Source organism: Actinomycetospora rhizophila (assembly GCF_042657905.1).
GTDB classification, from domain to species: Bacteria; Actinomycetota; Actinomycetes; order Mycobacteriales; family Pseudonocardiaceae; genus Actinomycetospora; species Actinomycetospora rhizophila.
Genome location: NZ_JBHSKG010000010.1, coordinates 165,111 through 186,224, shown reverse-complemented (window position 1 = coordinate 186,224; position 21,114 = coordinate 165,111). Strand labels below are relative to the sequence as shown.

The window sequence follows — 21,114 nt, the reverse complement described above, 5'->3', positions numbered from 1 at the left end:
AGTCCGACCGTGCAACTCATCGCCTGCCCCTGGTGCGGCCCCCGCGAGGAGATCGAGTTCTCCTACGGCGGCCAGGCCGACGTGGCCTACCCCGAGCACCCCGCCTCGCTGACCGACGAGCAGTGGGCGCACTTCGTCTTCTTCCGCGACAACCCCAAGGGCCCCTTCGCCGAGCGCTGGGTGCACACCGCGGGGTGCCGTCGCTGGTTCACCGCCGTCCGCGACACCCGCACCCACCGGTTCCTGAAGGAGGTGCCCCGATGAGCAGGATCGACGGGTACGGCCGCGTCGACCGCAGCCGCACTGTCACCGTCACCGTCGACGGCACGCCCTACACGGGGCACCCCGGCGACACCGTCGCCTCGGTGCTGCTCGCCCACGGCGCGCGGCCACAGACCACCAGCGTGAAGTACGGACGCCCCCGGGGGATCACCTCGTCGTGGACCGAGGACCCGACCGGCCTGATCCAGGTCGAGGAGCCGTTCCCCGAACCGATGCTGCTCGCCGCGACCGTCGAGGCCACCGACGGGCTCGTGGTGCGCGGGGTCAACGGCCAGGGGCGCCTCGCCGAGGTCCCCGACACCGCCCGCTACGACCGCTTGCACACGCACTGCGACGTCCTGGTCGTCGGCGCCGGCCCCGCGGGGCTCGCCGCCGCCCGCGCCGCCGCCCGCGCGGGGGAGAGCGTCGTCCTCGTCGACGACCGGCCCGCGGCCGGCGGGACGCTGACCGGCACGGAGACGATCGACGGCGCGCCGTCGCTCGCGTTCGTCGCGGACGTCGTCGCCGAGCTGGCGGCGTCGCCGAGCGTGACGCACCTGCAGCGCACCACCGCCTTCGGGCACTACGACGACGGCTTCGTGCTCGCCCTCGAGCGGCGCGGCGAGGCGTCGCGCACCCGCCAGCGCGTGCACCGCATCCGCGCCGGGCGCGTCGTGGTCGCCGCCGGCGCGATCGAGCGGCCGATCGTGTTCGAGGACAACGACCGCCCCGGGATCATGCTGGCCTCGGCGGCGCGCGACCTGCTGCACCGCCACGGTGTGCTCGCCGGCCGCGAGGTGGTCGTCTTCACCAGCGACGACGCCGCCTACGCGGCCGCGGTCGACCTGGCCGACGCCGGCGCGTCGGTGCGGGTCCTCGACGCCCGCGAGCGGGCGCCGCAGGCGTGGCGGGCGCGCTGCGAGGAGCGCGGCATCGCGGTCGAGACCGGCACCCTCGTCCACGGCACCCGCGGCGAGGACCACCTGACGGCCGCCGTCGTGGGCCCGGATCGCGGCGAGGTCCCCTGCGACCTGCTGCTGGTCAGCGGCGGCTGGAACCCGACCGCGCACCTGGTCAGCCACGTCGGCGGCAGCCTCACCTACGACGGTGCCCTCGGCGCGTTCCGGCCGGCGTCCCCGCTGCCCGGGACCGTGTCCGCCGTCGGCGCCGCCAACGGCACCTTCGCCCTCGCGGACATCCTGCGCGAGGCCGGCGGCGCCGACGCGCCCGTCGCCCCCGCCGAGGAGGCCGGGGAGCCGACGCTCGTGCTGTGGCACACGCCCGGGGAGGCGGGCCGGCAGTTCGTCGACATCGCCCGCGACGCCACCGTCGCCGACGTCGCCCGGGCCGTGGGCGCCGGGATGACCCACCCCGAGCACGTCAAGCGGTACACGACCATCGGCACCGCCCACGACCAGGGCAAGACCTCCGGGATCCTCGCCCTGGGCATCCTCGCCGAGCTCACCGGCCGCCCGATCCAGGAGGTCGGCACCACCACGTTCCGGCCGCCGTACACGCCGGTCGCGTTCGCCGCCCTCGCCGGGCGCGAGCGCGGCGACCTGTTCGACCCGGTGCGCACGACGCCGCTGCACGGCTGGCACGTCGCCGCCGGCGCCGAGTTCGAGGACGTCGGGCAGTGGAAGCGCGCCCGGCACTACCCGGAGCCCGGCGAGGACATGACCGCCGCCGTGCTGCGCGAGTGCGCCGCGGTGCGCACGTCGGTCGGGATCATGGACGCCTCGACGCTCGGCAAGATCGACGTCCGGGGACCCGACGCGCCGGTGCTGCTCGACCGGCTCTACACGAACATGATGTCGAGCCTGAAGGTCGGGCGCGTCCGCTACGGCGTGATGTGCGGCAACGACGGCATGGTCTTCGACGACGGCACCGTGCTGCGCCTCGCCGAGGACCGCTACCTCGTCACGACCACCACCGGCAACGCCGCCCACGTGCTCGACTGGATGGAGGAGTGGGTCCAGACCGAGTGGACCGACCTGCGGGTGCGCCTGACCTCGGTCACCGAGCAGTGGTCGATCGCCGCCGTCGCCGGCCCGCGCTCGCGCGACGTGATCGGCGCGGTCTTCCCCGACGTCGACGTCAGCAACGACGCGTTCGGCTTCATGACCTGGCAGGACACGACGCTCGACGGCGTGCCCGTGCGTCTCGCGCGCATCTCGTTCTCGGGCGAGCTCGCCTACGAGGTGACGGTCAGCGCCTGGTACGCGCCCGCGGTGTGGGCGCGCCTCGTGGAGGCCGGCCGGCCGTACGGCATCACGCCCTACGGCACCGAGACCATGCACGTCCTGCGCGCCGAGAAGGGCTACCCGATCATCGGGCAGGACACCGACGGCACCGTGTCGCCGCACGACCTCGGCATGGCCTGGGCCGTGTCGAAGAAGAAGGACGACTTCGTCGGCAAGCGGTCGTACGCCCGCCCGGAGAACCGCAACCCGCTGCGCAAGCAGCTGGTCTCGCTGCTGCCCACCGACGCCGCCACCAAGCTGCCCGAGGGCGCGCAGATCGTGCGCTTCTGCGACGACGGCGCCCTGCCCCCGGCGCCCGTGCCGATGCTCGGGCACGTCACCTCCAGCTACCACAGCGCCGAGCTCGCCCGGCCCTTCGCGCTCGCCCTGGTCAAGGGCGGCCGCGAGCGCCTCGGCGAGGTCGTCCACGTGCCCGTCGGCGACGAGCTCGTGGCCGCCCGCATCGGCGGGTCCGTGCTCGTCGACCCGGAAGGAGCCCGCCGAGATGGCTGATCGGATGGCTGACCGCACCCTCGTCCCCGTCCACCCGCTCGCCGACCGGTGGGCCCGCCTCGCGGCGGTCGCCGACGACACCGGGGGCGCGATCGGGCTCGACCTCGAGGCGCCCGTCGCCGCCGTCGACCTGCGCGTCGACCCGGACGGCACCGGGCCCGCGGCGGTCGGCGCCGCCGTCGGGGCCGCGCTGCCGTCGGGGCCGGACACGTGGACCGCGCACCCCACCGGCCTCGCCCTGCGCCTCGGGCCCGACGAGTGGCTGCTCACGAGCACCACCGCCGACCCCGAGGAGTGGGAGTTCCACGTCGACGAGGTCGCCGCCGCCCACGGCGGCATGGCCGTCGACGTGTCCGCGCAGCGCACGAGCGTGCGGCTGCGCGGCGCCGCCGCGCGCGACCTGCTCGCGTCGGGCTGCGCGCTCGACCTGCGCCCCGCGTCCTTCCCGCGCGGCCGGTGCGCCCAGACCCTCCTCGGTCAGACCGCCGTCCTGCTCGTCGCCCACGCCGTGGACGACCTGCAGATCGTCGTCCGCAGCTCCTTCGCCGGCTACGTCGCCGACTGGCTCGTCGACGCCGCCGGTGAGTTCGTCCTGTCACCCGTCTCGTCCCGCACCTGGGAGACGCCATGAGCACCACCCCCCGCGTCGTCGTCATCGGCGCCGGCATCGTCGGCGCCAACCTGGCCGACGAGCTCACCGGCCGCGGCTGGACCGACGTCACCGTCCTCGACCAGGGCCCCCTGCCGCTCACCGGCGGGTCGACCTCGCACGCGCCGGGCCTGGTGTTCCAGACCAACGCGTCGAAGACGATGAGCGAGTTCGCCTCCTACACCGTCGAGAAGTTCCTCTCGCTGGGCAGTGTCCTCGGAGGCGGGGATGGCGCCTGGTGCTTCAACCAGGTCGGTGGCCTCGAGGTCGCCACGACCCCGGAGCGGCTCGCCGACCTGCACCGCAAGCAGGGCTGGGCCACCGCCCGCGGCATCCCCGCCGAGGTCGTCGACGTCGAGGCGTGCGCCCGCCTGCACCCGCTGATGGACCCCACCCGGATCCTCGGCGGCCTGCACACGCCGACCGACGGGCTGGCGAAGGCCGCCCGGGCGGTCACCGCGCTGATCCGCCGGGCGGAGTCGCGGGGCGCGGTGTTCCGCGGCTCCACGCGGGTCACCGGCGTGGCCCAGCAGGGCGGCCGCGTCACCGGCGTCGAGACCGACCAGGGCCTGGTCCCCGCCGACGTCGTCGTGTCCTGCGCCGGGTTCTGGGGCCGCGAGATCGGCGAGATGGTCGGGATGCGGGTGCCGCTGCTGCCGCTGGCGCACCAGTACGTGTTCACCGGCCAGGTGCCCGAGCTCGTCGGCCGGAACGACGAGCTCGTCGAGGCCCGCCTGCCGATCCTGCGCCACCAGGACCAGGACCTGTACTACCGCGAGCACAACGACCGCATCGGCATCGGCTCCTACGCCCACCGCCCGATGCCGGTGTCGCTCGCCGAGCTGCCCGAGGTGTCCGACGTCAGCGAGAGCCGCCAGCCCTCGATGCTGCCGTTCACCGAGGACGACTTCGCGGCCCAGTGGGAGGAGAGCCGCCTGCTGCTGCCCTCGCTGAACGACACGAAGATCGACACGGGCTTCAACGGCATCTTCTCGTTCACGCCCGACGGCGGGCCGCTGGTGGGGGAGTCGGCGGACGTCGCGGGGTTCTGGATCGCCGAGGCCGTGTGGGTCACCCACTCCGCCGGCGTCGCGCGCAGCGTCGCGCAGCTGCTGGTCGACGGCCGCAGCGAGATCGAGCTGCACGGGTGCTCGGTGCACCGCTTCGAGGAGTTCCAGCTCGCCGACGACTACGTCGCCGAGACCTCGCAGCAGAACTTCGTCGAGATCTACGACGTCGTGCACCCCCTGCAGCCCAAGCTCTCGCCCCGCGACGTGCGGACGAGCCCGTTCCACGCGCGCCAGACCGAGCTGGGCGCGGTGTTCCTCGAGGCCCGCGGCTGGGAGCGCCCGCACTGGTACGAGGCGAACGCCCCGCTGGTCGCGGAGCTGCCGCCGGAGTGGGCGCCGCCGTCGCGCGACGCGTGGTCGGCGCGGTTCCACTCGCCGATCGCCGCGGTGGAGGCGTGGAAGACCCGGACCGCGGTCGCGATGTACGACATGACCTCGCTGACCCGGATCGAGGTGTCCGGGCCCGGCGCGTGCGCGATGCTCGACCGCCTGGTGACCGGGAAGATGGACAAGTCGGTCGGCTCGGTGACCTACACGCTGGCGCTCGACGAGGCCGGCGGCATCCGCAGCGACCTCACCGTCGCCCGGTTCGGCCCGGAGCTCTTCCAGGTCGGCGCCAACGGTCCGCTCGACCTCGAGATGCTGCGGCGCGCCGCGGCCGAGGCCGGCGACGTCACGGTGCGCGACATCTCCGGGGGCACCTGCTGCATCGGGGTCTGGGGCCCGCTGGCCCGCGACCTGGTGCAGCCGCTGACCTCGGCCGACCTCTCCCACGAGGGGCTGAGGTTCTTCCGCTGCGTGCAGGCCGAGATCGGGGGCGTCCCGGTCACCGCGATGCGCCTGTCGTACGTCGGCGAGCTCGGCTGGGAGATCTACACGACGGCCGAGTACGGCCAGCGGCTCTGGGACGTGCTGTGGCGCGCCGGCACCCCTCTGGGTGTCGTGGCCGCGGGGCGGGCGGCCTTCAACAGCCTGCGGCTGGAGAAGGGCTACCGCAGCTGGGGCGCCGACATGACGACCGAGCACTCGCCCTACGAGGCCGGCCTGGGCTTCGCGGTGCGCCCGTCGACGAAGGGCGACTTCGTGGGCCGGGACGCCGTCACCGCGCCCGGCGCGCAGGACGTCACGCGGTCGCTGACCTGCCTGACCGTCGACGACGGGCGCAGCGTCGTGCTCGGCCACGAGCCCGTGCTCGTCGACGGCGAGCCCGCGGGCTACGTGACGTCGGCGGCGTACGGCCACACCGTCGGCCGGCCGATCGCCTACGCCTGGCTGCCGGCCGGGCTCGAGCCCGGGACACCCGTGGAGATTCGGTACTTCGGGCACCCCGTGCGTGCGACGGTCGCGAGCGAGCCGCTCGTCGACCCCGAGATGGCGCGGATCCGACGCTGAAGACGGCGGCGGTCGGAGACGCAAGGGCGGACGTCCCCCTGGGAGGCGTTGTGCGCAGCGAGACGGTCGATCAGGTCCTCGAGTCCTTGGCGTCCTCCGGTCCGGGCGGCCGGGGAGCCGCCGCCCTGCACGCCGCGGTGGGGGTCGCCCTCCTCGCGCGGGCGGCGCCGCCGGGAGGCGGCGCGGTGGCGGACGCCGCCGCCGCGCTGCGGGCGGCCGCGCAGCGGCTCGCGACCGAGAGCCCGGGCCCCGATCCGGTGGACGGGGCCCGGGCCGCGGTGCGTGTCATCGAGGTCGCCGAGCGGGGCCTCGATCTCGCCGAGACCCTGCGCACGGGTCCCGACGCGCGGCAGCGCGCGACGGCGGTCGACGTGGCGGCGGCGTCCGAGGCGCTGCGCGCGGCGGTGGGGACGGCGCGCGTGGAGATCGAGGTCGACCTGGCCGGGATCGCCGAGCCCGCGGTGCGGGAGGAGCTGCTCCTCGCCGTCGACCCCGTCGACGACGTCGTCCTGCGCGCCGCGAAGCTCACCGCCGTGGTGCGCGAGCAGCTCCTGCGCTGACCGGGGTATGTGAGCGAACTTCGGGGCTATAGCCCCGAAGTTCGCTCACATCAGATGACCGAGCGGATCGCCTTCTCGAAGCCCTGCACGTGCTGGCGGGCCTTGCGGGCGGCGGCGTCGGCCTCGCCGTCGGCGATCGTGCGCAGCAGGCCGGCGTGCTCCTCGACGTGGGACACGAAGTCGTGCATCCGGTCGAGGAACAGGCAGAAGATCCGCGTCGCCAGGTTGTCGTAGCGCACGAGGGTGTCCTCGAGATGCGGGTTGCCCGCGGCGTGGTAGATCGCGCGGTGCACCCGCATGTCCCAGCGCATCAGCTCGTCGCGGGTCAGCTCGGGGACGTCGAGCCGCTCGGTGGCGTCGGCCAGCTCGGCGAGCTCCTCGCGCGTCGCGGCCGAGGCGTCCTCGGCGGCGCGGCGCGCGGCCAGGGGCTCGAGCTGCACGCGGATGTCGGAGATGTAGGCGAGGTCGGTGATGTCCACGGCCGTGGCGAACGTGCCGCGCCGGGCGTACGACACGACCAGCCGGTCGACCTCGAGCCGCTTGAGCGCCTCGCGGACCGGCGTGCGTCCCACCCCCAGCGACTCCACCAGCGCGACCTCGTCGATCGGCGCCATCGGCGGGATGTCCAGCATGATCAGCTTGTCCTGGATGGCCTGGTAGGCGCGCTCGGACAGCGACAGCGGGGGACTCGACTCCTGCTCGTCCGGGAGAACGGTCATGCGCGGAGCGTACAACAAGGCACGCACTCCTTCTCTCTGTCGGCCAACATTGATATACTAGTCCAACATCAATCTTCCCGACACGGCATCCTGGGGGTGTCCCATGGCCATCTCGGTGTTCGACCTCTTCAAGGTCGGGATCGGTCCGTCCAGCTCGCACACGGTCGGCCCGATGCGCGCCGCGTACCTCTTCGTCTCGCGCCTCCACGACGCCGACCGCCTGCACGACGTCGCGTCGCTGCGCTGCGAGCTGTTCGGCTCGCTGGGGGCGACGGGCCACGGCCACGGCAGCGTCGCGGCGGTCGTCCTCGGGCTGTGCGGCGAGCAGCCCCACCTGGTCGACCCGGTGGAGGCCGGCCCGCTGGTCGCGGCGGCGCGCACCGAGCGCCGCATCGCCCTGGCCGGCAAGCACGCCGTCGCCGTCTCGGTCGACGACGACATCGTGCTCCACCGCACCAAGCGGCTGCCCTTCCACAGCAACGGGATGGTCTTCACCGCCCGCGACGCCGGCGGGCGCGAGATCGAGCGCCGCGAGTACTACTCGGTGGGCGGCGGGTTCGTCCTCGACGAGGACGAGACCGGCGAGCCCGTGCTGCGCGAGGACGCGACGCCCGAGCGCCACCCGTTCGGCACCGGCGACGAGCTCGTCGCGATCGCGCGCACCCATGGGCTGCGCATCAGCGACGTCGTGCTCGCCAACGAGGCGGCCTGGCGCCCCGAGGCGGAGACCCGCGCCGGCCTGCTGCACCTCTGGGCGGTGATGCGCGAGTGCGTCGAGCGGGGCTGCGCCACCGAGGGCGTGCTGCCCGGCGGCCTGCGGGTCCGCCGCCGGGCGCCCGACCTGCGCCGGCGCCTCGACGCCGAGGGTGCCGGCTGCACCGACATGGACCGCGTGACGCTCGACGCCCTGGCGGTCAACGAGGAGAACGCCGCCGGCGGGCGCGTCGTCACCGCGCCCACCAACGGGGCGGCGGGGATCGTGCCGGCGGTGCTGCACCACGCGGCCCGGTCGCTGCCGTGGTTCGACGACGACGCCGCGGTGCGCTTCCTGCTCACCGCCGGCGCGGTCGGGCTGCTGTTCAAGCGCAACGCGTCGATCTCGGGCGCCGAGGTCGGGTGCCAGGGCGAGGTCGGCTCGGCGTGCTCGATGGCCGCCGCCGGGTTCGCGGAGCTGCTCGGGGGCTCGCCCGAGCAGGTCGAGAACGCCGCCGAGATCGGCATCGAGCACAACCTCGGCCTGACCTGCGACCCCGTCGGCGGGCTCGTGCAGATCCCCTGCATCGAGCGCAACGCCGTCGCGTCGGTCAAGGCGATCACCGCGGCCCGCATGGCGGTGCGCGGGGACGGCATCCACCACGTCTCGCTCGACAAGGCCATCAAGACGATGCGCGAGACGGGCGCCGACATGAAGGTCAAGTACAAGGAGACGGCCCGCGGCGGGCTCGCTCTCAACGTCGTCGAGTGCTGACGGGAACCCGCATGGACACCGAGTCCTTCGTCCTGACCCTGAGCTGCCCCAACCGCAGCGGCATCGTCCGCGCCGTGAGCAGCCACCTCGCCGCGTACGGCGGTGACATCGTCGAGCACCAGCAGTTCGACGACCCCGTGAGCGGGCGGCTGTTCCTGCGCACCCGCGTCACGGCCCCGGCGGGCACCGACCTCGACGCGCTGTCCGCGGACTTCGCGCCGATCGCCGAGGCATTCGCCATGGAGCACGCGTTCCACCGGCAGACCGAGCCCCGCGTGCTCGTCATGGTCTCGACGTCGGGGCACTGCCTCAACGACCTGCTGTTCCGGTGGCGCGCGGGCAGCCTCGGCGCCGAGCTCGTGGGCGTGCTGTCCAACCACGAGACGCTGCGCCCGATGGCCGAGTCCGCGGGCCTGCCGTTCTTCCACGTGCCGGTCACGCCGTCGACCAAGCCCGGCGCCGAGGCCGCGATGCTGCGGATCGTCGACGAGCTGGACGCCGAGCTGGTGGTGCTCGCCCGGTACATGCAGGTGCTCTCCGACCGCACCTGCGCGACGCTGCGCGGCCGGGCCATCAACATCCACCACTCGTTCCTGCCCGGCTTCGCCGGCGCCAAGCCCTACCACCAGGCCTACGACCGCGGCGTCAAGTTCGTCGGCGCCACCGCGCACTACGTCACCGCCGACCTCGACGAGGGCCCGATCATCGAGCAGGAGGTCGTGCGCATCGACCACACCCACGACCCGCGCGCGCTGCAGACCGTGGGACGCGACGCCGAGGCGCTCGCCCTCGCGCGGGCGGTGCGGTGGCACTGCGAGCGCCGGGTCCTGGTCGACGGGCACCGCACGGTGGTGTTCCGGTAGCGGCCGCGGTGCTCCGGGCGGAGGGCCCCCCGCTCGCGTCGACGGGCCGGGGGCGCCCGTCGCCGGCACCGGCCCGCGGGCTCTACTCCCCGCGGTAGCCGAGCTTCGCCGAGAGCTCGGCGGCGCCGTCGCGCAGGTCGGCGACGATCGCGCGGGCGCGACGGCGGGGGAGGCGGTAGGCGGGGCCGGTGGCCGACAGCGCCGACCCGACGGTGCCGTCGGCGGAGAACACGGGGACGGCGACGGCGTGCATGCCGACCTCGAGCTCCTCGAACGACCGGGCGTGCCCCTCGTCGAGGACGCGCGCCAGCTCGGCGCGCAGCACGGCGGTCTCCACGATGGTCTCGTCGGTGTAGCGGGTGAGGCGGCGCCGCAGCACGGGGCGTCGCTCCTCCTCGGGCATCCAGGCGAGCAGGACCTTCCCGGCGCCGGTGGCGTGCAGAGGGCTGCGGCGCCCGACCCAGTTCTGCGAGGTGATCGCCGCGGTGCCGTATTCCTGCGCGACCGTGATGCCGGCCTCCCCGTCGGTGACGGCGATGTTGACGGTCTCGCCGAGGCTCTCGGCCAGCGCCTGGCAGACGGGCTGGCCGAGGCGCGCGACGTCGAGACGGCCGGTGGTGGCCGCCGCGAGGCGGACCACGCCGAAGCTCAGGGTGTACTTCCCGCGCTCGCCGAGCTGCTCGAGCAGGGAGCGGTGCTGGAGCGCCGCGACGAGCCGGGACGCGGTGGACTTGTGCACGTCGAGCTCCTCGGCGATCTCGGTGATCCCGAGCTCGCCGCGCGCCGCGACCATCTCCAGGATGGTGATCGCGCGGTCGACCGACTGGACGGCGGTGTCCCTGGCTCCCATGGCGATGCCGGTCAGTCCGTCGAGTCCCGGCGGATGGCCTGCGCGAACTCGGACAGGAGCCCGGGCAGGCGGGCGGCGCAGGTCGGGCAGACGCAGTCGCTGCCGTGCACGGCCAGCTCGTCGGCGACGCGGAAGGCGTCGCGGTACTGCGTGGTGGAGACGCCGTCGCCGGACGGGTCGCGGTTCTCCGGGGTGATGGACATCGGTCTCTCCTGCGGTGGTGGGGTGGTCGTGGGGGTGGTCAGCCGACGCGCCGGGCGACCCAGTCGTGGAACTCGCCGATGTGGTGCTCGCTGGGCACGAGGACGCCGCCGCGGGCGTAGGAGCGCGAGTCCATGGAGAGCTGGCAGCGCTCGCAGGCGTCGAAGTCCTGCTGGTTGACGCGGTGGAACAGCTCGACCGAGCGGTCGATGTCGGCACCGGAGTCGACGACGTCGGGCAGGTAGAGCCAGTCGCAGAGCACGAGCGTGCGGTCCGCGGTGAGCGGGAACATGCGGTGGAACACGACGTGGTCGGGCACGAGGTTGATGAACACCTGCGGGCGCACGGTGATGGCGTAGTAGCGCCGGTCCTGGTCGTCCCCCACGCCGGGGATGCGCTCGAGGCCCGCGGAGCCGTCGACGGTGAACCCGGCGACGTCCTCGCCGAACTCCGCGCCGTGCCCGACGAAGTACTGCGCCGCGAGGCCGTTCGCGAACTCCGGCAGCACCTCGGTGAGCTCGGGGTGGATCGTCCCGCAGTGGTAGCACTCCATGAAGTTCTCGACGATCTGCTTCCAGTTCGCCTTCACGTCGTAGGAGATGCGCCGGCCCAGCTTCAGGTCGGCCACCTGGTAGCCGACGATCGCGTCCGGCGACCCGAGGCGGGCCGTGACGTCGCCGATGACCGTGTCCTCGAACGACGGCGGCTCCTCGGCGAGGCACAGCCACACGTAGCCCAGCCACTCGCGCACGTGCACGCGGTGCAGGCCGTACTCGACCCGGTCGATGTCGGGCATCTCGCCGATGTTCGGCGCCGAGATGAGCTTGCCGTCGAGGCCGTAGGTCCACGCGTGGTACGGGCACTGGAAGGAGCGCCGGACGCTGCCCTTGTCCTCGGTGCAGATGCGGGCCCCGCGGTGGCGGCAGACGTTGAGGTAGGCGTTGACGCCGCCGTCACGGCCGCGCGCGACGATCACGCTCTCGCGCCCGATCTGCACGGTCTCGAAGGCGCCGGCCGTGGGCAGGTCGGCGGCGAGCACCGCGCAGAACCAGCCGGTCTCGAAGATGAGGGCCTGCTCGGCCGCGAAGATCGTGGGATCGGTGTAGTACCGGCCCGGCAGCGTGCCGCGCAGGCTCGCCGGCAGGGCCGGCGACGCGATCCCGGGTGCGATCTCTCCGGTGGTCATGGAATCCGTGCTCCTCGAGGTGGCGCCTACGGGGGAGGGGCGTCGTCCGACCGGCGTAGCGGCCGCGACCCGATGTGGGAGCGAACCGGCGGCCTGACGCCGACTCGCCGTTGAGTTGCGCTATGTGGAACACGATCCGTCATGCGCAACACCACGGTCGACGACCGGCGGGCCGCGTGTCAAGAGAGCGCGCGGGCGAGTTCGCGCGGGCGTGTGTCACAGGTCCACCTCGGACCCCTCTTGACAAGCGGGTTCCCGTCTCCCACGGTCTTGAGTTGCGCACAGAGCATCATGTCTCTCATCGCGCAACTCGGCGCTCCAGATCGTGGGGTGTCCCTCCACCGGTCCGTCCCCCTGTCGAGGCCCACGGGAGGCCGCATGCACACCATCACGATCGTCGGCGGATCGGTCGCCGGCGTCCGCTCCGCCGAGGCGCTGCGCGCGGCCGGGTTCGACGGCCGGCTCGTCCTGGTCGGCGACGACGTCCACCGGCCCTACGACCGGCCCCCGCTGTCGAAGGCGTTCCTGGACGGCAGCCTCGACGTCGACGCGATCGGCCTGCTCGACGCCGAGGACGAGGCCGACCTGGCCCTCGACCTGCGCCTCGGGACCACGGCCGCCCGCCTCGACCCGGCCGGCGGCCGGGTGGTGCTCGCCGACGGCACGGACGTCGCCACCGACGGCGTCGTGGTCGCCACCGGGGGGAGCGCCCGCCGGCTGCCCGGCAGCGAGGGCGTCGAGGGCGTGCACACGCTCCGCACGCTCGACGACGCGCTCGCCCTGCGCCGGGCGCTGCGCGACGGCTCGCCGCGCGTCGCGATCGTCGGCGGCGGGTTCATCGGCGCCGAGGTGGCGTCCACGTGCCGCGCGATGGGTCTCGAGGTGACCGTCCTCGACGGCCTGCCGCTGCCGCTGGCCCCGGTGCTCGGGCCGCGCATCGCCCGCAGCTGCGTCGACCTGCACGCCGAGCACGGGACCGACCTGCGCGCGAACGCCGCGGTGGCGGGCCTCGCGACCGTCCCCGTGCGCGAGGACGCCCGTCGCGTCGTCGGCGTCGAGCTCGGGGACGGCACCACCGTCAAGGCGGACGTCGTGGTGGTGGGCATCGGCATCACGCCGAACACCGGCTGGCTCGACGGCTCCGGGCTGCACCTCGACAACGGCGTGTGCACCGACGCCGGGATGGTCACCGACCTGCCGAACGTGGTCGCGGTCGGCGACGTGGCCCGATGCGGGGGCGGCGCGGCGCGGGGGCACCGCCACGAGCACTGGACCAGCGCCGGCGAGCAGGCCGCCGTCGCCGCCGCCAATCTGCTCTCGGGCCGCTCCGGGTCGACCTTCCGGCCCAGCGGCTACGTGTGGTCGGAGCAGTACGGGCGCATGCTCCAGCTCGCCGGCCACCCGTCGGCCCACGACCGCGTCGACGTCCTCGAGGGCGAGCCCGCCGACGGGCGCTTCGTCGCCCGCTACGTCGACGACGAGGGCGTCACCACCGGCGTCTTCGCCATGGGCGACCCGCGCCGGTTCGGGCGCGTGCGGCGCGCCGAGCTGGGACGCCCGCAGGCCGCCTGAGCGGCGGCCCATCCCTGCAGGCTCAGTCCGGCGGGTCCCGCGGCGGCTCGAGGGGCACGCCGTCGTCCGAGAGCGCCGGAGGCGGCAGGTCGGCGCTGGAGGACAGCGGGGCGGCACCGGGCAGGGGCCGCCCCGCGGACTCCGTGAGGAACACGACGCTGACCACGCCGATGACGCCCGCCGCGACGAGGTAGTAGCCGGGCCAGTCGAGGTTCCCGGTGGCCGTCGTCGCTGCGGCGATGACCGTCGGCGCCGTGCCGGCGAACAGCGACACCGCCACGTTGAACGTCAGCGCGAGCCCGCCGTAGCGCACGAGCGTCGGGAACAGGGCGGGCAGCGTGGACGGCGCGACCGCCGCGAAGCAGACCAGGCACGCCCCGATGAGCGCGAGCCCGCCGAGCTGCCCCAGGAGGCCCTGGCGCAGGAGCCACACCGCGGGCAGCCCGCCGACGACGAGCGCGAGGCTGCCCGCGAGCAGCACGGGGCGGCGCCCCACGCGGTCGGACAGCCGGCCCAGCGAGGTCACGACCAGGAGCATCGCCACCATGACGACCACCTGCAGGGCCGTGGACGTCGCCTTCTCCGTGCCCGTCTCGCCGTACTCGCCGAGCGTGGTCGTCAGGTAGACCGGGATGTAGTTGGTCAGCACGTAGTTGGTGATGTTCCAGGCGACGACCAGCCCGCCGGCGACCGCGAGCGCGCGCCGGTAGCGCACCCACAGGATCTGCAGGGCGCGGCGCAGCGGCATCGTCGCCAGGGCGGGCGAGCGCTCCATGAGCTGGCGGAACGCGGGGGTGTCCTCGAGGCGCAGCCGCAGGTAGATGCCCACGATGCCGAGCGGCAGGGCGAGCATGAACGGCAGGCGCCAGCCCCACGTCAGCAGGTCCTCGTCGGGGAGCAGGGCGATCAGCGCAGCGCTGATGCCCGCGCCCAGCGTGTAGCCGGTGAGGGTGCCGAACTCGAGCCAGCTGCCGAAGAACCCGCGGCGCCGGTCCGGGGCGTACTCGGCGATCATCGTCAGCGCGCCGGTGTACTCGCCGCCTGCGGAGAAGCCCTGCAACATCCGCATGACGAGCACGAGGATCGGGGCGGCCGCGCCGATCGCCCCGTGGCTGGGGACGAGCCCGAGCAGCACGGTGGCCACGGCCATCAGCAGGACGGTCACCGAGAGCACCTTCGTGCGCCCGATGCGGTCGCCGAGCGGGCCGAAGAACAGGCCGCCCAGGGGCCGCACGAGGAACGCCGCGGCGAACGCGCCCAGGGCGTACACGGCGGCCCACGGGCCCGCGTCGGGGAAGAACACCCTGGTCAGGACCGCGCCGGCGAGATAGGAGTAGAGCCCGAAGTCGTACCACTCGGCGACGTTGCCGATGGCCGCCGCGGCCGTGGCCCGGCGCACCGTGTGCTCGCCCTCGATCGCCCGGGGCACGCCGCCGCGCCGTCGCGGCTCGGCGTGCTCGGCCATGTCGTCAACCTCCGGCCCGGCGGCGGGGGGCGGCGGGATCCGCCGCGCAGTGTGGCACCCCGGTCACGCCGTAAACTTCACGCCACTGACATATGAGACTCGTATCAGTAACACGCCAGTGCCGCAACGAAAATCTCGGCAACGTCGGCCACATCGCTTGACGGCGGACTTCGGAAGCCTCAGGCTCCTTGTTGCGGATAGCAGGACTCGATGCGCAGAGCGCAACTGGAGCCAGAATGATCTACGTGGGCGAGCTGTCCGACATCCCCGTCGGGGAGTCGGTTCGGGTGCAGGGCTCGGTGGCCATCGCGGTGTTCAACGCGGACGGCGAGCTCTATGCGATCGACGACACCTGCACGCACCAGGACGCGTCGTTGTCCGACGGGTGGCTCGAGGGGTGCGCGGTCGAATGCCCGCTGCACGCCGCGTGCTTCGACCTCCGCACGGGGCAGCCGAGCGGCCCGCCGGCCAAGAAGCCCGTGCGGACGCACGCCGTGACCGTCTCCGACGGCCTCGTCTACGTCGAGGAGACCGTGCGCGTCGAGGCGCGGGAGCTCGCCCGCGCGGAGTGAGCCGGGGGGACGTCAGCGCCGGCGCCCCAGGGTCAGGGGCGGCGGGGCGGCGGCGCCCCCGTTCTCCCCGTGCTCGAACAGCGACGCGGCCGGCCCGACGACGTTCGGGTCGGGCGTACCGACCGCCTCGTGGTCCTTCTCGGGGTAGTCGAAGCGCGAGAGCACGGAGCGCATCGCCTCGAGGCGGGCGCGCTTCTTGTCGTTGCTCTTGACGACGGTCCACGGCGCGTCGGCGGTGTCGGTGTAGAAGAACATCGCCTCCTTCGCGGCGGTGTACTCGTCCCACCGGCCGAGCGAGGCGATGTCGGTCGGGCTGAGCTTCCAGCGCCGGACCGGGTCGACCTGGCGGATGAGGAAGCGCGTGCGCTGCTCGTTGCGCGACACCGAGAACCAGAACTTGACCAGGTGGATGCCGCTGCGCACGAGCATCCGCTCGAGGTCCGGTGCGGCCCGCATGAACTCCATGTACTCGCGCGCCTCGGTGTAGCCCATGACGCGCTCGACGCCGGCGCGGTTGTACCAGCTGCGGTCGAACAGGACGATCTCGCCGCCCGCGGGCAGGTGCTCCACGTAGCGCTGGAAGTACCACTGCGTGCGCTCGCGCTCGCTGGGCTTCTCCAGCGCCACCACCCGGGCGCCCCGCGGATTGAGGTGCTCCGTGAAGCGCTTGATCGTGCCGCCCTTGCCCGCGGCGTCGCGGCCCTCGAACAGCACGACGATCCTGCTGCCCGACTCCCGCACCCAGTTCTGCAGCTTGAGTAGTTCGATCTGGAGCAGGCGCTTCTGCGCCTCGTAGTCCGTGCGCGCCATCCGCTCGGCGTACGGGTAGCCCTCGCGCCACGTGTCGACCGGGACCCCGTCCGCCCCCAGGAGCAGCGGGTCGTCGTCGCCGTGGTCCTCGACGGACGCCCCGTCGACGTCGATCTGCGGGTCGAGCTGCTCGTCGCGGTCCCGGGCGTCGTCGATCATCGGCGCATCGTCGCCGGGCCAGGTGGCGCGCGGGTGAACACGGGTCCCGGCTGTGCGGTGGCCCACGTCGCCCGCGCCGGGGTGTGGGGGCGACCGGGGCGCGCTGCTCTCCGCGGTCCGCGTTCGCGGTGAACGGGCCGGCCCTTGCGAGAGCAGTGCTCTTGTCTCTCCGGCCCGCGTGGTGCAGGGTGAGAGCACTGCTCTCGGACCTGATGGAGGACGCCGTGACCGTCACGACCCCCGCCCCCGCCGCTCCCGCCGCGCGCCGCACCCCGCGCTCCGTCCTCGTCGCCGCCTGGGCGGTGCCCGTGATGATCGTGGGCGGGTTCGCGATGCTCGCGATCGTCCCGGTGACCGTGGTGGTGGTCGGCGTCCTGCGCGACGCGCGCCTGCGCGCCCTGCGCTGGTGGGCCGCCGCGCTCGCTCTGGCCTACGCGACGCCGCTCGCGCTCTGGGCGATCGGCCCCGACCGCGCGCCGAGCCTGACCAAGGACATGCACCCGGCCCTCGCCGCGCTCCTCGTCGCGGTGTCGGTGGGCCTGCTCGCGGCGCTGCACGTGCGTGCGTGGCGGGGTCGTCGGTCGGCGGGCTGAGCGCGGCGCCGGCGGGAGATCACGGGCGCCTGGTGCACCACGGGGGCCGCGCGGAGGGGGACGAGGTGCTTGTGATCTCCGGGCCGGGGGGCGGGCACTCCGGAGATCACGAGCACTCCGTGCACCTCGCGGGCCCGTGCGCGGTGGACGACGTGCCCCTGATCTCCGTGGCCCTCCCGCCCCGGGCCGGGCGCTGGGAGCATCGGCCCATGGACCCGGCCCCGAGCCTCGCCGCGGCGGTGCCCGCCGACGCCACGGCCTACCTCGTCACCGTCACCCCCGACGGCCGCCCGCACACGGCGCCGACGAGCGCGGTGGTGCGCGACGGCGTGGTGGTCGCCCGCGGGCCCGGGCGGCGGACGCGGGAGAACGTGGCGGCGGGCGGCGTCGTCTCCGTGCTGTGGTCGCCCGCCCACCCCGCCGGGTACGCGCTCATCGTCGACGGGGCCGGCGAGGCCGACGGCGACGTGCTCGTCGTCCGGCCCACCCGCGCGGTGCTGCACCGTCCCGCGGCCGGCGCGCCCCACGAGGACCCCGGCGGCGGGTGCACCGCCGACTGCGTCGAGGTCGCGCTCTAGCGCGCCGGGGCGTACTCGAGGATCGCGCCGAGGTCGCGGAACCCGAGACGCGCGTAGACCCGCTCCGCCGCCGGGGTCGACTGCAGGCTCGCCGTGCGGCATCCGCGCGCCCGCGCCCGGTGCAGCGCCGGCGCGGTGAGCCCGGCGCCCAGACTGCGGCGGCGCGCGTGGAGCAGGGTGCCGACCGTGTCGACGCCGCAGTCGCCGGCGTGGTCGTAGGTCATCGCGCCGGCGACCGCCTCGCCGAAGGTGGCGACGCCGCGGGCGCGCAGGTCGGCGTCGGTCACGACCAGCATCCTGTCGCGTCAGGTCCCGACCGGGGCCGCCATCGCCACCGCCGGCGCGCGCTGCTTGGTGCGCGGCCCGAACAGGGCCACCACGATCGCGCCGACGATCCACATGGCGGCGATGAACACGAAGACCGACTGGTAGCCGCTGCCGTTGTAGAGCGCCGCGATGATCAGCGGCCCGGCGGCGTTGGACAGCCGGCCCACCCCGTAGGAGATCCCGGTGCCCAGCGAGCGCGTCCGCGTGTCGAACAGCTCGGGGGAGTAGGCGTAGGCGAGGGCGGTGTAGCCGCGCTCGACGAGGTTGACGAGGAACCCGAACACGACGATGAGCACGGGGTCGAACGTCAGGCCGTAGAGCAGGCCGCAGAGGCCGATGACCGTGCCGAAGACGGCGAGGCACCACTTGCGCTCGAAGCGGTCGGTCACCGCGGCGGCGAGCAGGCAGCCGAGCGGCGCACCGATGGTGGTCAGCGCGACGTAGAAGATCGAGTTCTCGACGCTGAAGCCCTGCTTGGCGAGCAGCGTCGGTGCCCAGCTCGAGTAGCCGAAGAAGCCGATGGTCTGCGTGACCCACAGGACGCAGAGCAGCAGGGTCGGCAGCAGCACGCGGCGTCGCAGCAGGACGCGCCACCACGGGGCGGCGGCCTCGTCCGGTGTGACCGTGACGGCGGGTGCTGGCGCCGGCTCCGGCAGCGGGCCCTTCTCGGCGGCCACGGAGTCCTCGATCTGGCGCAGCACGGCCTCGGCGCGGGCGTGGTCGCCGCGGCTCTCCAGCCAGCGCGGCGACTCCTTGAGCCGGCCGAGGAAGAAGAGGAAGAACAGGCCGAGCGCGCCCCAGAGGTAGACCAGCCGCCACGACCAGTCCGAGAGCGGCACGACGAAGCTGGCGATGAGGCTGGTCGCGGGCGTACCGCAGATGCCGATCGCGATCGCGTAGGCCTGGTACTTGCCGCGGCGGGCGGCGGGGAAGAGCTCGCTCACGTAGATGACCGCGACCACCGTCATGGCCGAGAGCCCGGCGGAGGTGAGGAAGCGGAAGACGCCGAGCGACACCACGTCCCACGAGAACACCGACACCAGCGAGAAGACGCCGAAGAAGACCACCGTGGCCGTGAGGGCGGGCTTGCGCCCGACACGGTCGGCGAGCGCGCCGGCGCCGATCGACCCGAGGAACATGCCGACGAAGGACGTCGAGGTCACGTAGGCGACCTGGTCGACCGTCACGCCCCACAGCTTGAGCAGGCGCGGCGCGGTGACGGCGAAGGTGTTGATGTCGGCGAACTCGAAGAAGTACGCGAACGACACCGCGATGAGCGTCGTGATGTGGAACCGGCCGATCGGCAGCCGGTCGAGACGTTGCTGGGCGGTCACGGCGCGACCTCCGTGTGCTCGGGCCAGTAGAGGCGCCGGGGGTTGTCGACGAGGAGCCGCTGCCGGTCCTCGGGGGTCGGCGCGACGTGGCGGACGTGGTCGACCAGCAGCCCGTCGTCGGGCATGTGGTCCGTGAGGTTGGGGTGCGGCCAGTCGGTGCCCCACAGCACCCGGTCGCCGGCCTCGGCGACCACGCGCCGGGCGAAGGGCACGACGTCGGCGTAGGCGTGGCGCTCGCCGCCGACCGCGGGCGGCCCGGTGACGCTCAGGCGCTCCGGGCAGCTGACCTTGACCCAGACGTCGTGACGGTCGACGAAGCGCAGGAACCGGGTGAACTCGGGTCCGTCGGGGTCGCGGGTGACGTCCGGGCGGCCCATGTGGTCGACCACCACGGGCACCGGGAGGCGCCCGAGGAAGTCCTCGAGATCGGGCAGGTCGGCGGCCTCGAAGTAGACGACGACGTGCCAGCCCAGCGGGGCGATCCGCTCCGCCACCGCCGCGAGCTCGTCGGTGGGCACGGCGTCGACGAGGCGCTTGACGAAGTTGAAGCGCACGCCGCGGACCCCGGCCCGGTCGAGGTCGGCCAGCTCGCGGTCGGTGACGTCGCCGCGCACGGCCGCCACCCCGCGTGCCCGGCCGTCGGCGGCGTCCAGGGCGTCGACCAGCGCGCGGTTGTCGGTGCCGTGGCAGGTGGCCTGCACGACCACCTGCCGGGCGATCCCGAGGTGGTCGCGCAGGGCGAAGAGCTGCTCGCGGCCGGCGTCGGTCGGGGTGTACTTGCGCTCGGGGGCGAAGGGGAAGCGCTCGCCGGGGCCGAAGACGTGACAGTGGGCGTCGACGGCGCCCGGCGGCAGCGCGAGGGTGGGCGCGGAGGGTGCCGGGTCCCAGGTGAGCCACCCGGCCGTGGGTGCTGTTCCCACGCGTCCTCCCGTCGTCGATGGCGGTGCGTCGGGACGTGAGCTTCCACCGTCACCAGGATCGGCGCAAGGATTGTCGACAATTCTGCGGACGTTCTCGGTGCTAAGGTCGTCGCGTGAGACCCGGGGTGGAGTCCGGCGACGTGGTCGACCACGTCCGCCACGCGATCTTCGAGGGCGACTTCGTGCCCGGTCAGCGGCTCATCGAGGTCGACCTGTCCGAGCACTTCCACGCCAGCCGGGCCGCGGTCCGCAGCGCCCTGGTGCAGCTCGCGGGCGAAGGGCTCGTCGAGCGGGTGCAGAACCGCGGGGCCCGCGTGCGCGCGGTGTCGCTCGACGAGGCGATCGAGATCTCCGAGGTGCGCATGGTCGTCGAGGGCCTGTGCGCGGCCAAGGCGGCGCAGCGGGCCACGGACGACGATCTCGCCACGCTGCGGGCGATCGGCACCGACATGCGGGCCGCGGTGGAGCGCGGCGACGTCGTCGGCTACTCCGAGCTCAACCGCCGGCTGCACGCGACGGTGCGGGCCGTCGCCGGCCAGAGCGTCGCCGAGGGGGTGCTCGAACGCCTGCGCGGGCAGAACGTGCGCCACCAGTACCGGCTGGCCCTGCTGCCGGGACGCGCGTCGGTGTCGCTGCCGCAGCACCTCGAGATCGTCGACGCCATCTGCGCGCGCGACGCCGACCGCGCCGAGGCGGCCATGCGCGCCCACCTCGCGAGCGTCATCGAGACCCTGCCCCGGGTCGGGGATCCGTCCGGCGCCTGAACCGTCGCGAGGATTGTTGACAATCCTGGCGCCATCTCTGATGCT

The 21,114-nt window shown here is 73.9% G+C and carries 21 protein-coding genes; 12 read left to right on the top strand and 9 right to left on the bottom strand.

Going from position 1 to position 21,114, the window contains the following annotated elements; translation table 11 throughout:
• Positions 1–9: 9 nt before the first annotated feature.
• The 5 genes from ACFPK1_RS19505 to ACFPK1_RS19485 are packed head-to-tail and all read left to right on the top strand — an operon-like array spanning position 10 to position 6,688.
• Positions 10–264 carry a sarcosine oxidase subunit delta gene (locus ACFPK1_RS19505; RefSeq protein WP_378022594.1) on the top strand — a complete coding sequence of 85 codons (255 nt, stop codon included), beginning with the start codon at positions 10–12 and terminating at the stop codon, positions 262–264.
• A complete protein-coding gene (locus ACFPK1_RS19500; RefSeq protein WP_378022593.1) occupies positions 261–3,017 on the top strand; it encodes a 2Fe-2S iron-sulfur cluster-binding protein in 2,757 nt (918 codons plus the stop codon). Before ACFPK1_RS19505 ends, ACFPK1_RS19500 begins: the two co-directional genes overlap by 4 nt.
• Entirely contained in the window at positions 3,010–3,648 is a 639-nt protein-coding gene (locus tag ACFPK1_RS19495) for a sarcosine oxidase subunit gamma (RefSeq protein ID WP_378022592.1), read from the top strand. The genes ACFPK1_RS19500 and ACFPK1_RS19495 overlap by 8 nt, the downstream gene beginning before the upstream one ends.
• A complete protein-coding gene (locus tag ACFPK1_RS19490) occupies positions 3,645–6,128 on the top strand; it encodes a GcvT family protein (RefSeq protein ID WP_378022591.1) in 2,484 nt (827 codons plus the stop codon). Before ACFPK1_RS19495 ends, ACFPK1_RS19490 begins: the two co-directional genes overlap by 4 nt.
• 50 nt (positions 6,129–6,178) lie before the next feature.
• The gene (locus tag ACFPK1_RS19485; RefSeq protein ID WP_378022590.1) at positions 6,179–6,688 is read left to right on the top strand and encodes a hypothetical protein; all 510 of its coding nucleotides are present in this window, start codon (positions 6,179–6,181) and stop codon (positions 6,686–6,688) included.
• Between the two features lie 50 nt (positions 6,689–6,738).
• Here the strand turns inward: ACFPK1_RS19485 and ACFPK1_RS19480 are convergent, their stop codons facing one another.
• Complete coding sequence (locus ACFPK1_RS19480) at positions 6,739–7,407, bottom strand: GntR family transcriptional regulator (protein ID WP_378022589.1); 669 nt, start codon at positions 7,405–7,407, stop codon at positions 6,739–6,741.
• A 103-nt stretch (positions 7,408–7,510) separates the two neighbouring features.
• Between ACFPK1_RS19480 and ACFPK1_RS19475 the strand changes: the two genes are divergently transcribed.
• Together ACFPK1_RS19475 and purU are read left to right on the top strand one after the other, a co-directional pair.
• Positions 7,511–8,875 (top strand): L-serine ammonia-lyase, encoded by a 1,365-nt coding sequence (locus ACFPK1_RS19475; protein ID WP_378022588.1) that lies wholly within the window; start codon positions 7,511–7,513, stop codon positions 8,873–8,875.
• Between the two features lie 11 nt (positions 8,876–8,886).
• Complete coding sequence (gene purU, locus ACFPK1_RS19470; protein WP_378022587.1) at positions 8,887–9,738, top strand: formyltetrahydrofolate deformylase; 852 nt, start codon at positions 8,887–8,889, stop codon at positions 9,736–9,738.
• Positions 9,739–9,820: 82 nt separating this feature from the next.
• On the opposite strand, the gene ACFPK1_RS19465 is transcribed toward purU, so the two are convergent.
• Genes ACFPK1_RS19465 through ACFPK1_RS19455 form a run of 3 tightly spaced genes read right to left on the bottom strand, consistent with a single transcriptional unit; the run spans position 9,821 to position 11,975 of the window.
• Positions 9,821–10,588, bottom strand: a complete 768-nt coding sequence (locus ACFPK1_RS19465) for an IclR family transcriptional regulator (RefSeq protein ID WP_378022586.1) — start codon at positions 10,586–10,588, stop codon at positions 9,821–9,823.
• 11 nt (positions 10,589–10,599) lie between these two features.
• Entirely contained in the window at positions 10,600–10,791 is a 192-nt protein-coding gene (locus tag ACFPK1_RS19460) for a hypothetical protein (protein WP_378022585.1), read from the bottom strand.
• A 38-nt stretch (positions 10,792–10,829) separates the two neighbouring features.
• Positions 10,830–11,975 (bottom strand): aromatic ring-hydroxylating oxygenase subunit alpha, encoded by a 1,146-nt coding sequence (locus ACFPK1_RS19455; RefSeq protein WP_378022584.1) that lies wholly within the window; start codon positions 11,973–11,975, stop codon positions 10,830–10,832.
• A gap of 378 nt (positions 11,976–12,353) precedes the next feature.
• Between ACFPK1_RS19455 and ACFPK1_RS19450 the strand changes: the two genes are divergently transcribed.
• On the top strand, positions 12,354–13,547 hold the full coding sequence (locus tag ACFPK1_RS19450) for an NAD(P)/FAD-dependent oxidoreductase (RefSeq protein ID WP_378022583.1): 1,194 nt from the start codon (positions 12,354–12,356) through the stop codon (positions 13,545–13,547).
• A 22-nt stretch (positions 13,548–13,569) separates the two neighbouring features.
• Here ACFPK1_RS19450 and ACFPK1_RS19445 read toward each other — a convergent pair whose 3' ends face one another.
• Positions 13,570–15,012, bottom strand: coding sequence for an MFS transporter (locus ACFPK1_RS19445; protein WP_378022582.1), 1,443 nt, complete (start codon positions 15,010–15,012; stop codon positions 13,570–13,572).
• 236 nt (positions 15,013–15,248) lie between these two features.
• Here ACFPK1_RS19445 and ACFPK1_RS19440 point away from each other — a divergent pair, with 236 nt between their 5' ends.
• Positions 15,249–15,584, top strand: a complete 336-nt coding sequence (locus tag ACFPK1_RS19440) for a bifunctional 3-phenylpropionate/cinnamic acid dioxygenase ferredoxin subunit (RefSeq protein ID WP_378022581.1) — start codon at positions 15,249–15,251, stop codon at positions 15,582–15,584.
• A gap of 12 nt (positions 15,585–15,596) precedes the next feature.
• Here the strand turns inward: ACFPK1_RS19440 and ppk2 are convergent, their stop codons facing one another.
• Positions 15,597–16,553, bottom strand: a complete 957-nt coding sequence (gene ppk2, locus ACFPK1_RS19435) for a polyphosphate kinase 2 (protein ID WP_378022580.1) — start codon at positions 16,551–16,553, stop codon at positions 15,597–15,599.
• A 224-nt stretch (positions 16,554–16,777) separates the two neighbouring features.
• Here ppk2 and ACFPK1_RS19430 point away from each other — a divergent pair, with 224 nt between their 5' ends.
• A complete protein-coding gene (locus ACFPK1_RS19430) occupies positions 16,778–17,146 on the top strand; it encodes a hypothetical protein (RefSeq protein WP_378022579.1) in 369 nt (122 codons plus the stop codon).
• A 209-nt stretch (positions 17,147–17,355) separates the two neighbouring features.
• Positions 17,356–17,724, top strand: a complete 369-nt coding sequence (locus ACFPK1_RS19425) for a pyridoxamine 5'-phosphate oxidase family protein (RefSeq protein WP_378022578.1) — start codon at positions 17,356–17,358, stop codon at positions 17,722–17,724.
• On the opposite strand, the gene ACFPK1_RS19420 is transcribed toward ACFPK1_RS19425, so the two are convergent.
• Genes ACFPK1_RS19420 through ACFPK1_RS19410 form a run of 3 tightly spaced genes read right to left on the bottom strand, consistent with a single transcriptional unit; the run spans position 17,721 to position 20,305 of the window.
• Positions 17,721–18,011: a GNAT family N-acetyltransferase gene (locus ACFPK1_RS19420; RefSeq protein ID WP_378022577.1), complete on the bottom strand. Its 291-nt coding sequence runs from the start codon at positions 18,009–18,011 to the stop codon at positions 17,721–17,723. The two genes, ACFPK1_RS19425 and ACFPK1_RS19420, sit on opposite strands and share 4 nt — an antisense overlap.
• Positions 18,012–18,029: 18 nt before the next feature.
• Positions 18,030–19,385 (bottom strand): MFS transporter, encoded by a 1,356-nt coding sequence (locus ACFPK1_RS19415; protein ID WP_378022576.1) that lies wholly within the window; start codon positions 19,383–19,385, stop codon positions 18,030–18,032.
• Positions 19,382–20,305: an amidohydrolase family protein gene (locus tag ACFPK1_RS19410; RefSeq protein ID WP_378022575.1), complete on the bottom strand. Its 924-nt coding sequence runs from the start codon at positions 20,303–20,305 to the stop codon at positions 19,382–19,384. The genes ACFPK1_RS19415 and ACFPK1_RS19410 overlap by 4 nt, the downstream gene beginning before the upstream one ends.
• Before the next feature lie 113 nt (positions 20,306–20,418).
• On the opposite strand from ACFPK1_RS19410, the gene ACFPK1_RS19405 reads away from it, so the two are divergent.
• Entirely contained in the window at positions 20,419–21,069 is a 651-nt protein-coding gene (locus ACFPK1_RS19405; RefSeq protein WP_378022574.1) for a GntR family transcriptional regulator, read from the top strand.
• Positions 21,070–21,114: the final 45 nt, after the last annotated feature.